The organism is Mycoplasma sp. 11548 (genome assembly GCF_055523555.1).
Window position 1 is genome coordinate 315583 of the sequence record NZ_JBVFVF010000001.1, and the last position, 13706, is coordinate 329288.

Consider the following 13706-nt stretch of genomic DNA (forward strand, 5'->3'; position numbering starts at 1 on the left):
ATCTAATAGTTTTTTAAGGTTTTGAGAATTTTTTTATTAACTTCTTCTTTAGCGAGTTTTGCCCGTTTGTCGTATTTTTTTAAACCTCTTGCTAAGGCTAACTCTATTTTAACAATTGAATTCTTGTTAAAATACATTTTTAAAGGAATTAATGTTAAGGGTTGAGTTTCTAATTTAAATTTTAACTTACGAATCTCATTTTTATGCATTAGTAATTTTCGATCTTGAGTTTCATTACATTTTACTTGCATATATTGTTTAAAAAATGATTCTTTAAGTCATAATTCATTTTTATATATTGAACAAAATGAATTAGTTAAAGCAACTTCAGATGCCCTGGCACTCTTCACTTCTCAACCATCTAAGGACATTCCAGCCTCAAATGTTTCTAAAATCTCATAATCACGTTTTGCATTTTTATTTGTTGTAATGATTTTCATAAGTTATTAATATTTTACTATATTTTTTAAAGTTTATATTTATCTTAATTAAATTGTTTTTGTTTTTTATGGCTGTAATATTTAAAAAAAACGTTTTACAATCATAAAAAAAACTTTATAATATTATTAATTAAAATTTAATTCACTTTAAGAAACTATTAATACTTAATTATTATAATAGAACAAAGGAGCAATATATGAAACGTATATTATGCGAATACAAACCAACTCAAAATAAGCAATTTCCTTGAGTTTTAAGACACCCAAAGGTTAAAACTGCATTAGGAGTTTTTAAAACTCGTAAGGATGCTTTAAACTGATTCTTATCATTAAGATATGAATCATGAGCACAATTCCATACACCTAAAAAAATCTGAGGAGGGCACGTATATGGTGTCTTTAACAAAGACGGTGTATTAGAATACGAACTAGAAGTTGACAAATACGATGGTAAATTATCTTATGGCGAAACATCTAAAGAAATTAATTTAACTGAATTTAATACAATTAATTTCTTTGAAGTTGAAAATCATTTAGCAACTTTAGAACCAAATGTTGATTATAAAATTTTAGATGATCATACTACTTATTTCCCTGCAGTTGACGACTTTATTCCACCTGTAAGAAAAAATTCTAAAGATGTTAAAATTGAAGAATTAACTAAAGAATTAAATTCATTAGATGAATTATTAAAAAACCTTGATGGTAAATCTGCCAAAGAAATTGAAGAACTTAAAAATAAACTACAAGGTACTAACCAAGATAAAGAAGCTTTACTTAAAGAAATTCACGAACTAAGAAATAGATCAATGGTAACTAAAACAGTTGTTGAACAAAAAGTTCACGAAGTAGTGAAAGAAGTAGCAGTTTACATCGAAAAAGAAGTTTTAAAAGAAATACCTGTTGAAATTATTCGTGAAGTTTTAGTTGATCGCCCGGTTGAGGTAGTGAAAGAAGTTGTTGTTGAAAAAGTAGTAGAAAAACCAGTTGAAGTTATTAAGGAAGTGGTGATTGAAAAACCAGTTTCATCTGGACAAGTAGTTAAAGAAGTACCAGTTTACATCGAAAAAGAAGTTTTAAAAGAAATACCTGTTGAGGTAGTTAAAGAAGTTATCGTTGAAAAAGTAGTAGAAAAACCAGTTGAAGTTATTAAGGAAGTAATTGTCAACAAAGAAGTACCTTCACAAGGTGTATGTCCAATTAAAGATTGTGATAAAGTTAGATATGTATATTTCTATGAAGGATGCAAAGCAACTAAACTTCGTTCATTAGCTTTATATGCTAAAAACCTTGAAGCTATCGCGCTTTCATACCCACAAGACTTAGTTACATCTGTTAGAGACTTCAGAGAAATTGAAGAACAACTGAGAAATGTTTTAAATGCTGAAAAATCATTAGCATCAGAATTAGAATTACCAGAAGATAAAAGATTACTAAAATTAGTTGCTAAATCATTAGCAGCCTCAACAAAATTACTTTCAAGTAAGATTAAAGGATCTGAAGATCTTACTTACGTTCCTGAAACCTTTATTTATTACAAACAACAAACACCAGAGTCACGTTTAGCTCGTGTGCTATCATTTGTATTATATGGTAATAAGCATGTTGCATTTGTACCGGAACAAGACTATAAATACACTCTTTCACCTAATTCATGTAAAAAATCACACTTTGTGGTATTCGAGTCATTTGAAACTGTTGAAAAATTAGTTCCAAGTGTCCAAGAAGTAGTGCAAGAAGTGGTCGTTGAAAAAGTTATCGACCGCCCAGTTGAAGTTATTAAAGAAGTAATTGTTGAAAAACCAATTGAAATTGTAAAAGAAGTACCAGTTCAAGTTATTAAAGAAGTGGTAGTAGAAAAACCTGTTGAAGTTGTAAAAGAAGTAGTAAAGGAAGTAATTGTTGAAAAACCAGTTGACGCTCCAGCTACAAAAGAAGGATGACCAGTTGGATTCTGAGCACTTATCCTATATGCCTTAGGATATGTAATCTTATTAGCTGTTGTTGTTATTTTAGCAGTCTGATATTACAATGGGCTGTAATTAACTTAAAATGCAAACATTTGTTTGCGTTTTTTATATACTTTAAAATAAGAAAAAATACATTCAATTATCTTTGAATGTATTTTTGAATTATAAGTCAATATTTTGCACGTATTTTGCATTTTGTGAGATAAAATCACGACGAGGTTCCACATTCTCACTCATTAAGGTCTCAAAGATGCGATCAGCACGATATGCATCTTCAATTTGCACTTGAAGCATTTTACGTTTTTCTGGAAGCATGGTTGTTTCACGTAGCTGTTGAGCATCCATTTCACCTAGTCCTTTATAACGTTGAATTGTAATTTTGATGTTAGGGTTTAAAGTCGCGATAATTTCACTACGTTCTTTTTCATTAAATGCATAGTAAATATTTTTATTTTGTTGAATTTTGAATAAAGGAGGTTGTGCTATATATATAAATCCATATTCAATAAGGGGTTTAAAATATCTATAAAAGAAGGTTAGTAGCAAGGTGCGGATGTGGGCTCCATCTACATCAGCATCAGTCATAATAATAATTTTATGATATCTTAATTTATTGATATTAAAATTGCTGTCGAGTCCAGCGCCCATAGCAGTAATTAAAGACATAATTTCTTCGTTTTTAAGGATACTTTCGAGTCTTGCTCTTTCGGTATTAAGGATTTTACCTTTAAGGGGTAAAATAGCTTGAAAAACTTTGTCACGTCCCATTTTAGCTGAACCACCAGCAGATTGCCCCTCGACAATGAAAAGTTCGCAAATTTCAGCATTTTTTGATGAACATGGAGCTAATTTGCCAGGCATTGAACCAGTTTCAAATGGAAGCTTTTTACGTTCTTTATCTCTAGCTGCAGTTGATGCGATTCTTGCCCTACGTGCTGAACTTGCTTTTTCAAGAATTTTTTTAGCTAAATCAGGATTTTCATTTAAAAAGCGTTCGAAGACTTGTGAAAAAACTTCATTCACAGCTTTACGGGCATCTTTTGAACCAAGTTTTCCTTTTGTTTGCCCTTCAAATTGTGGTTCAGGGTGTTTTATTGAAATAACAGCAACAATACCTTCAACTAAATCCTCACGGGTAAAGCGATCATTTTCGTTTTTAATAAAGTTTTTTTCTAAAGCATAGTTATTAACTAGCCTCATAATTGCATCATAAAATCCAGTTAAATGTGATCCGCCTTCATGGGTAGAAATATTATTAGTATAGGAAATTAAATTAGATCGATACAGATCATTTAAATATTGCACAGCAACTTCAACTTCAATATTAATTTCCCTTGAATTTATTTCGTGGCGATATTTATATGAATTACTTGCGTAAATAATATTTGTTAATGGTAATGAACGTTTCGTTAATTCGCTAACATAGTCAATAATACCATTATTATATTGGTATTCAACATAGCTTTCATCTCTTTCATCAGCAACTGATACAAATAAACCTTTATTTAGGTATGCAATTTGACGTGCATGATCAATAATTAAACTTTTATCAAATGGCATTTGTTCCATTATTGTATAATCAGGAGTAAATTGAATAGTAGTACCTGATTCATCGTCTTCATATTCACCAATAACATTTGTTGGATGCACAGTATTTCCACCATTTTCAAATTTAGCATAGTAAATCTTACCATCACGCTTAACCCATGCTTCTAATTTTGAACTTAAGGCATTAACAACACTAGCTCCTACTCCATGCAATCCACCACTAACTTTGTAAGCACCTGATTCAAATTTTCCACCAGCATTTAATTTAGTTAAAACAACTTCTAAGGCACTAATATTAAATTGTGGGTGGATTCCAACAGGAATTCCCCGTCCATTATCTTGAACTTTTATTTCGTTATCTTTTGTAATTGTAATATTAATTTTGTTGGCAAAACCAGCCATTGCTTCATCAACTGAGTTATCTACTATTTCTCATACTAAATGGTGTAATCCTGCTTTTGATGTTGAACCAATGTACATCCCAGGACGTTTACGAACATGTTCTAAACCTTCTAAATGCGCAATAGCACTTGCATCGTATTTTTGCTTCTTATCTTCCATTTAAACCTCCATTTTGATTAATTTTATGAATGTTATAATATATAAATATATTATAACATAAACCATAGATTACAGTAATTTTTTATAAAATACATTGTTAATAGACTCTTTTCAAAAACCTTTTTTAGTAGTTTTAGAGATATTTTCCAATTCTATAATTGTTTTATAATATTCAAATTGCTCTTTTGTTTGTGTATAGTAAGGTTTTTTAGGATTTTCTGCCTGAATAAAAGCAACTCTGGCTAAACCTTCGGAAATTAACCATGAATTTATTAATGAATTAGTGGAATAATTAAAATTATTATTATAATAAACTAGGGCAACGGTGCGCTTATAAGAATCAGTAGTAACTCTTTGAATAAAAATATTTGCATTGTTGTTAATTTTACTAATAAGCATTCGCTTAGCAAGTTTAGCATATTGATCTTCATATTTAGCTAATTGATCATCATTATAACGAGGTTTTAGTGTTTCAGGAGTATCAACACCGTAGAGGCGTATAATTTCTTTTTGCCTACTTTGGTTTAAAACTTCAATAGTATCTCCGTCGGTTATTTCTAACACTTTAATTTGTTCATAGTTTTTATTTATAGGATTAAGCGCGCAAGATACTAAACTAAAGTTAAGTAATATAAGAACAAAACTAAAAAAACTTTTCATATTTATATAATAATATTAAAACCCTACATAACTAAAAATTGACTAAAAAATACCTTTAAACCCCTTACAAATTTATTTTGGGGTTTAAAGGTATTACTTATAATATGATTTATAGACTCTATAGTATCATTTTTCTAAACTATACAGGTAATTTAAACCTGATTCATCTTTCTCGAATTCAAGGAATTTTATTTTAATTTCATAATTTTTAGGGAGCACGAAGACCTCCCATGGATAAACTCCAGGTATAATTGAATTACTTGTTAGCGGTACATGATATCCTAAAAAAAATAGAGTAACTTTATTTTTATCATATAATGGAATAACAAATGTTTGTTCGTTTCATTTTGCATTACTTAATGAAAAATGTTGTCAAATATAAATATCATTGTTCTCAAGGAGTTTGTATACATCTTGATTATCTAAGTATAATTCTTCAAATAATTTTTTAATTTGAAAATTATTATTAAAATCTTCAAAGTTATGCAATTCCTTAAATCTTTCGATAATATATTTATCGAATTGATTTTTACTGGATATTTTTATGGCATTATTGAATTTATTAGATGGATCATTGGGAAAATTATCAAAGAATTCTGAGTTGAAATTAATTGAATCTTGAGTCCCATCATCTTTTATATATTTTTGTTGTCTATGTTCTTTAACATCAAAATACTGATTCTCCAATCAATCTAAGGGAATAAATGGGCTTTTTTTTATAAAAGATTTATGAATTGGAAGAAGTTCCTTTTTTATTTTGTTAATTTCTGCTTCAGGGTTTGAAATTCTTGTGCAAGCCAATGTAATTAGTGGTGTAATTGTTGAAATAATTCCAAGAAGGATTTTTTTAATCGTTTTCATTTCTAACCACGTGAGTAACCGCAATTAAGTCATCTATAGAGTTAGCATCAGGATAATAATGATTTTTAATAATTCTATACCTATAAATTCCAGAATTTAATACTTTATATTCAATTAATTCATCACTTGTCATTTGTTCTGTTATTTCTCTAACAATATGCCAACTACCATCGTTAGCTAGTTTTTCAAGTCTTAAATCATAGTTAGTAACTAAGTTATTATAAGTACGATTCTTAACACCAACTAAACTTAGTTGATTTTCATTTTTGTGTTCACTATCTCATTTTTGCTCTGTAGAAGATCAAGCCGGAGAAAATCAAGATCAAAAACTATTTCACCAATTCTTAGCTCATGGTCTAGGCTCTTTTTGATTTAAAATCCCAGCATTAAACGTCCAAGAACTAGATATTTTAATCTTTTGTCCTTTTTGGAGTTGTATTTGTTGGCTTGTAAATATATCTCTTTTGGCAACGGAAGGGTTAGAACTAATAACTGAATAATTATTTGCTGCTTGCAACATTGCTTGAAAGTCTGGGGTACCAGATCCAAATTTTTGTTCATAACCACTAGTTTTATATTTTAAATTTAATTTTTGTGGACTTACTGCAGAGGCGGACAAAATTGCTTTAACGATTGGAACTCTAAAACTACTATTTCTAATATCTGATTTATATTTCATTAAATTGGAAATAAGACCAGTTACAATTGGTGCTGCATAACTTGTGCCACTTACAGTTTGATTCTTCTCATATACTGGATTATAAGTGTAACCAGGAGCTACAACTAAAGGTTTAGCTATTTGATCAAATCCTGATGGTAGTTTATAGTTTGAATAATTTGCAATTTTGCTACTTTTTAAGTTATATTTTGTAGTATCTTTTTCTAATGCACCAACCGCAATCGAGTTTAAAGATAAATTGCCACTATTTATTATATGCTGAGAATATCTAGCATCGTTACCAGTTGAAAATACATTAATAACTCCATATTTTCTACTTATATAGTCTAAATGGTATGAATTTTCATCATAACCTTTATTATATTCGTGTATGTTATCTTCTTTTTCCAGATATTTCATGCTGTAGCTGTGGTTTATTATCCTTATGCCGTAATCTTTAACCATTTTTTCAATTGTACGAATCCAATTACTATCAAATCTAAAGGTAGAAGCAAGATAAATTTTAGATGATTTATCGACCCCTAACTCTCCACCTAAAATACTTGTAACTAAAGTGGCATGTGTTGTATTATCAAGTGCAAAATTCATATATGTTTCATCAATATATATTCCATTTTTGAAATATTTTATAAAATTTCTATCAATTGGATAAGCATTAGATTCAATAACCCCTACATTATTTACATATTTATTGGTTAGGTGATTTTGTGCATTAACTACTTTTAAATTTTCATCCATATAGTTTTTAAAAATATTTATATTTTTTTGTACATCGTTAAATGTAAATGAATATTGATTCTGGTATGAATAAAAGGTATTTGGCTGTGTTTCATTATATGTGTATGAATTAACAGCTGCGTCTTCATTTTTAAATATAATGAATTTAAAAATTTCTTCTCAATTCGATATTTTTTTAACGAATTCTTGTCTGTTTTTTTCGTTTTCAAAATAGAACCAAACAATTGGCATCATTCTACTATATGTTACAGATTTGTATTTTAATTTTTCGTTGATAATTTTAGTTATAAAATTAGTGTTAAATTGGTTGATAAATTCTTCATATTCAGTTTGAAAACCAGGATTTAATAAAATTTTAAGTTCAAAATCATTATTAAGAGGTACTGGGGTGATTTCGTTATTACTGTTAAAAACATTAAAAGATTTTTGATCTCTAATTTCGAACTTGTCACCTTTTAAATTAGCATATCACTGGCTTTTATTTTTTTGCATTGTATTATTAATTGTTGGGAAGGCTAGAAGACATCCAAAACCTGCTAAACTTGCAGATATTAAAAACATATGTTTTAAATTCTTTTTCATAAAAATTTCCTTTATTAAATATATTTTACTATTATAATTGCTGTATTTCTTTAATTTTGTATTAGTAAATATAATACATAATAATTATAATATTTTTTATAAAAGTCTTCCTTAATTTATTAATGTTTTTTGGAAAAGTCACATGCGAGATATTAACAAAACATTGTGTTTGAATTAAAAATTTTATTTTTAATTGGCTTGCAATGTATAATTTTTATTTTAATTTCATAATAAAAACCCCACAAGCTTACCAATTTTTTGGCTTAACATGTGGGGTTTGCTATAAAATAAGCATGATGTTTGTTTTAAATTTAAATAAATTTCTTTCGAATTAAATATTTTCTTTTTATATAAACAATTCATTAAGCTTTATTGTTTGAACCAAATTCATGAATTTTTTGCTTTACTGTTTCACACATTGCTTCAAAACCAGGTTTGTATAATTTACGTGGATCAAAGTTTTTACCTTCAAGGTCTTGGCCACTTTCAATATAAGCTCTAAGGGCTTTGTGGTTTGCTTGTTGTAATTCAGTATTAACATTAATTTTGGTTACACCCAAACTAATTGCTTTTTGAATTTGATCTAAAGGAATACCGCTTCCGCCATGAAGTACAATTCCAATTCCAGCAGCTGCAGATATTTCTTGTAATTTATCAAAATTAAGTGATTTTCATGAAGCGGGGTATGGACCATGTATATTACCTATTCCCGCTGCTAAAACATCAATTCCTAATTGAGCGATTTTGTTTGCTTCAGTTGGATCTGCAAATTCGCCATTACCAACGATTCCATCTTCTTCACCACCTATTGTTCCAACTTCAGCCTCAAAAGACATATTTCTTTCATTTGCTAATTCAACTAATTCTTTAGTTTTTGCATAGTTATGTTCAAATAGGAAGTGTGAACCATCAAACATTAATGATGTATATCCATCAGTTTTAATAGCTTGTTTTGCTCCCTCATATGATCCATGGTCTAAATGAAGCGCAACTGGTACTGTAATGTTTAAATCATTGATTAAACCAAGCACCATCCCACTTACTACATTAAACCCTCCCATGTATTTAATTGCACCTTCACTAGTTGCTATAATAATTGGTGAGTTTTCTTGTTGTGCTGTAATTAAAGCTGCTTTTGCTCATTCTAAGTTGTTGATGTTAATATGAGGAATTGCATACTTTCCTGCTTTAGCCTTTTTTAACATTTCTTTTGCGTTTACTAATGCCATCTTATCTCCTAATAAATTTTATGTTTAGAACATCAAGTTCCATCATCATTTCTTAAAAAGTTTTTGTCTACAGTTAATAGACGGTATAATTCTCCCATTTTGCGTTCTCTAATTTCTTCATATGAAATTTCTGAATTATTGATTAAGAATTTATTGATTCAATTTTCCTTAAGTTCTTGTTCAACTATTTCAAAAATTTCATTGAAGGTAAAGTTTTGTTCTGAATTATTTAAAACAAATTGGCTCGCTACCTCGAGCATAGTTGTGTTTTTCATTTTGAGCCTTTCCATTTTGAATTTTTAATTTTGTTTTAACTTGCTTATTAAGTTGATTATTATTATATATTAAAAAAGTATAATTATTATTAATTAATGATAAAAATTTTGTCCAATGACAACTATTTAGGTCCATATATAAATCCCACCGAAAGTGAACTAATTTAATTAAAATATGGTATAAATTATTTATGAGAATCAAACATAACATAGATAAGTACAAAAACTTAACAAACTACGAACTAAAAAAACAGCAATCTCTCATATTAATTGCTGCTAATATTGAAAAATCTTTATCTCAACTTAGTTTAATTACAAACCTTAGTGTATCAACTGTAAAAAGATATAAAAAAATAATAAAAAGTAATCAAGAAATTGACATCAGTCATAAAAATAAAAATCAACAAAGAAGTTGCAAAGTTACAGATTCAGAAATTGAATTAGTGTTTAAAGATTATTTAAAAACATGTGAAATTATTTTAAATAGCGTTCTAACAAATAACCAACTTTCGTTTAAAAGTTATTATTATTCAGAATATGGTTCTTTTATAAGGCAAAAAATTTCTTACAAAACTTTGGTAAGAAGATTCAACCAATTAGGATTATTTAATATACATACAACCAAAAGAGGAAGAAAAATAGCAAAATTATCAAAGAAGAAAACTTCACAAGAGACAACATTGCTATTAAAAAAATATTATAAACAAATTAAACAAAATGAAAAACAAAGACAAGTTTTGGGTCTAAAGAAAAATTTAGAATTTGGTGAAATTGTTGAAATCGATGCTCAGCTTGAACCATATTTAAAAAATAATAAACCATTCTATCTTTATCATGCAATTGATGTTGCCACTGGAACATTATTAGCAGCATGATTTGAAGAACAAGAAACAACATTAGGATATCAAAGACTGTTAGAAATAGTATTTAAGAAATATGGATTTCCAAAGAAAATTTATACTGATAAAAGAAGAACTTTTTGGGGAAACGAAAACGCACAAACAATTTTTGAAAAAGATTTAAATAAAAAAGGAATAGAAGTACTCAGTTCATCTAATCCCAAACATAAACCTCACGTTGAGAGATCTTTTAGAACATCATTAGATCAATACCCATTATTAATTCATGAAAACGGATATAAAGATATTAATGATTTAAAGCAAAATAACGAAGTATTTCAAAATTATTACAACACGAGGAATAAAAAAATAATTTCTAAACATAATGTCTTTCAAAAAGAAGGAAAGAAAAACGGCAATTGAGCCGTTGATTTAGAGATTAATAGAAAAGTTTTAAATGGTGTTGTTAGATACCAAGGTAAAAACCTTGCAGCTTTTGATATGCATGACAAAAGGATTATATTTCCTTATAATTCTGATGTTGTGTTAGTGCATTCTTCTGATGATAATTTGTATTTTAAATATAATGGAAAAAATACTTTGCCAAAGAACCTAATGGAAAATATCTAAGCTTTACAGAAATGTGAGCTCTTGAGAAAGGTTTAGATTATTCTATCCCTGCCGTTGGAAAACTAGCATTTATCCATAAGAAAACAAACTCATTTTTTAAAACTCTTGAATTATACATCTCAAAGTTTAATAGTGTCTCTGTGAATGCACAAGGAAATAACCTTGAAGCCAATAAGATTATGGCTGAGTATTTAGAGATACTTCGAACATTACACAGAAGCATCAATGATGAAATAAAAATTGATGCATATTAATTTTAATATTTTTTAATAAAAAAGAGAATAATAAAAATAGAAAACACGGACACGTGTTTTCTGGGAGTTTTGCTTACTTTTTCAAAAGTAAGGCCCCCTTGATTGCAATCAAGGGCGGGGGGTTAAAAATCTTTTTGCTTCATTTTGAAATTTTGTAGTTAATGTAATGATATAAATAATTATGTTCTGATTTTTTAGACAGTAAAAACATCAAAAAATATATAAATTTTCCAATTTAGTTGCCAAAGAAGAAAAAAATTTTTTTGGTTTGTTTTTTCATTATCTTTTTTTGCAACAAATGAATCCATAATATAAATCAAAAAATAAAAAAATGATTAACCCCAACAGTCTGGGCAAAAAATTAAAAAAGTAGTCCAAAAAAGTAGTTATTCTACAAAAAAAGTATAATTATTATTAATTAATGATAAAAATTTATATAATGCATTTTAATTATATAAATTTATTTAGATATTTCAATTTTTGATTGTTTTTAGTTGTGCATTTGCCTATATAACCTGTATTGTTTATATAAAACAATTATATAAAATTTAAGTATGATACAAAAATACTGATACTTATCGAAAGGATAACCATTTTTTCTAAATTTTAATAAGGAATTGACGCCTCATATCGTTTTTATTAAATTTTTTCAAAAGAACCAAACAATAAAGTTTTAATCGATAAAATTGCGTTTAACTTTTCTTATTTATTTTCAATATTTTAATAAAACTGGGCATTATGATTTGGACACAGTTATTTTAAAAAAACTCATAAAATTATTTTATTTGAAAAGTGAGATTCTTTCAAATCTCACTTTAAAGATATTTATGATTAAACAATTTAAGAACTAAATTATATCACTAAATTTTAAAAATACAAATAAAAAATTAATTCTCGCGAATATTTCTAACACTGTCAAGTTTTTTAACTTTCTTCACACATATATATATATATATTAAAATTAAAGTAGATTAACAAATCTATTAATTTGATTTTAGACAAATTAATTATTATATAAATATATTTATATGAAAGGAAAATACGTTATGAAATTACGTAAATTTTTATTAATAACAACTAACTTAGTTACTATTACAACAATTACTGCTGTTTCGTGTACAGCGCCTCAGCCCCAAAAAAGACAATTTACTATTCAGAATGTTAGTGCAATTACAGTAACTCAAACAAGTGCTCAATTCACCACTAAAATTACTGGTCTACAAGGAAATGACCAACTTAATGTAAAAGTTAATGACACTGTTCATAATTTTACAGTTTCACGTTTAAACAAACCAGCTGATAATGAATATAAAATTACTATTACTGGTTTAACTAAAGGAACTACATATTTATTAGATACCATTAAGGTAAATAATGACACGTTATTTAATGTCAAACGTCCATTTACAACATTAACTGATGCAGTAACTATAAACCCACCTATTGAAAATAGAGAACAAGAAGAGCCAGTAAATCCTAATCCACCAAGAGAAGAAAATGAATCATCGAATCCAGGAACTAATAACCCTGATCCAAAAGATCCAACTAATAGTAATGCTAACCAAGAACCACCTAAAGAAGGAAATGTACCTCCTAACCCAGGTCCTACTGATCCAACGCCAAAAGACCCAACCAACGAGCCTGCCAATGATAAAGGCACCCAAGAACCTCCTAAGACTGACCCAAATCCTGGCCCCGCTCCAAAAGATCCAGCAACAGAAGAACCTGGAACTGGTGTAAACCAAAAGGATGAGGAAAAGACAAACAATGGTACTGATAATGGATCAACTGGCACAGATAATCCGGAAAAACCTGCTCTTCCAGAACCTACACCACCTACTGATAATAGAACTGACAAACAAGATGGTGGTTCAACAAAACCAGATGAATCAGAAACTGAAAAAAATAATAGTAGTGAGAATTCTGGGACAACTAGTATTGAACAAGACAAACAACAAGAAAAGACAAATAACGGTACAAACACTAACAATACTGATCAACAAACAACAGATTCAACACCTACTGAAGAAAAACCTTTAAAATTTGATAGTGTAACTGTTGAAGTTGACTCTCAAAACAAAAATTACATTATTTTCAAAATTGTTGCAGATAAAGATATTTACCAAAAAGTAAAAGATAAATTATTTAAATATGAATTACGTGCAGAAAATAATACTTATGCAGATGATACTACAAACGGATACGGACCTAATCGAAAAACTTGGATAGATAGCCAAACTGCAGATAAAGTTACTTTCAAAGTTGCGCCATTTTATCCATGAAACACAGGTACTTACACTCTGACTAGTTTATGAGATAATTCAGATCCTAAGAAACAAAACCTTCTAACAGGAACATATAAGTTTAAATTTACTAAAGGCGAAAAAGTTGAAATGATAAACTCATAATTTAACTATACTAAAACTACCTAACTTTAATA

At 28.3% G+C, this 13706-nt stretch carries 11 protein-coding genes; 4 read left to right on the plus strand and 7 right to left on the minus strand.

Annotated elements, in window-relative coordinates; translation table 4 throughout:
• Positions 1–2: 2 nt before the first annotated feature.
• Positions 3–440, minus strand: coding sequence for an SsrA-binding protein (gene smpB / locus AC0B4K_RS01295; RefSeq protein WP_465101326.1), 438 nt, complete (start codon positions 438–440; stop codon positions 3–5).
• Between the two features lie 197 nt (positions 441–637).
• Between smpB and AC0B4K_RS01300 the strand changes: the two genes are divergently transcribed.
• A complete protein-coding gene (locus tag AC0B4K_RS01300) occupies positions 638–2482 on the plus strand; it encodes an MAG3090 family protein (RefSeq protein ID WP_465103483.1) in 1845 nt (614 codons plus the stop codon).
• Between the two features lie 90 nt (positions 2483–2572).
• Here the strand turns inward: AC0B4K_RS01300 and AC0B4K_RS01305 are convergent, their stop codons facing one another.
• The 6 genes from AC0B4K_RS01305 to rpoE form a co-directional block, all read right to left on the minus strand.
• Positions 2573–4519, minus strand: a complete 1947-nt coding sequence (locus AC0B4K_RS01305) for a DNA topoisomerase subunit B (RefSeq protein ID WP_465103484.1) — start codon at positions 4517–4519, stop codon at positions 2573–2575.
• A gap of 69 nt (positions 4520–4588) precedes the next feature.
• Entirely contained in the window at positions 4589–5179 is a 591-nt protein-coding gene (locus AC0B4K_RS01310) for a thermonuclease family protein (protein WP_465103485.1), read from the minus strand.
• A 93-nt stretch (positions 5180–5272) separates the two neighbouring features.
• Positions 5273–6040 (minus strand): hypothetical protein, encoded by a 768-nt coding sequence (locus AC0B4K_RS01315; protein ID WP_465103486.1) that lies wholly within the window; start codon positions 6038–6040, stop codon positions 5273–5275.
• Complete coding sequence (locus tag AC0B4K_RS01320; protein WP_465103487.1) at positions 6027–8039, minus strand: S8 family serine peptidase; 2013 nt, start codon at positions 8037–8039, stop codon at positions 6027–6029. Before AC0B4K_RS01320 ends, AC0B4K_RS01315 begins: the two co-directional genes overlap by 14 nt.
• Positions 8040–8401: 362 nt before the next feature.
• Positions 8402–9268, minus strand: coding sequence for a class II fructose-1,6-bisphosphate aldolase (gene fba, locus AC0B4K_RS01325; RefSeq protein ID WP_465103488.1), 867 nt, complete (start codon positions 9266–9268; stop codon positions 8402–8404).
• An 8-nt stretch (positions 9269–9276) separates the two neighbouring features.
• Positions 9277–9543: a DNA-directed RNA polymerase subunit delta gene (gene rpoE / locus AC0B4K_RS01330; RefSeq protein ID WP_465101342.1), complete on the minus strand. Its 267-nt coding sequence runs from the start codon at positions 9541–9543 to the stop codon at positions 9277–9279.
• Positions 9544–9734: 191 nt separating this feature from the next.
• On the opposite strand from rpoE, the gene AC0B4K_RS01335 reads away from it, so the two are divergent.
• The 3 genes from AC0B4K_RS01335 (at position 9735) to AC0B4K_RS01345 (ending at position 13674) form a co-directional block, all read left to right on the plus strand.
• Complete coding sequence (locus AC0B4K_RS01335; protein ID WP_465103489.1) at positions 9735–11012, plus strand: transposase family protein; 1278 nt, start codon at positions 9735–9737, stop codon at positions 11010–11012.
• Positions 11013–11023: 11 nt separating this feature from the next.
• Positions 11024–11266 carry a hypothetical protein gene (locus tag AC0B4K_RS01340; RefSeq protein ID WP_465103490.1) on the plus strand — a complete coding sequence of 81 codons (243 nt, stop codon included), beginning with the start codon at positions 11024–11026 and terminating at the stop codon, positions 11264–11266.
• Between the two features lie 1046 nt (positions 11267–12312).
• Entirely contained in the window at positions 12313–13674 is a 1362-nt protein-coding gene (locus AC0B4K_RS01345) for a hypothetical protein (protein WP_465103491.1), read from the plus strand.
• The last annotated feature ends 32 nt before the right edge of the window (positions 13675–13706 follow it).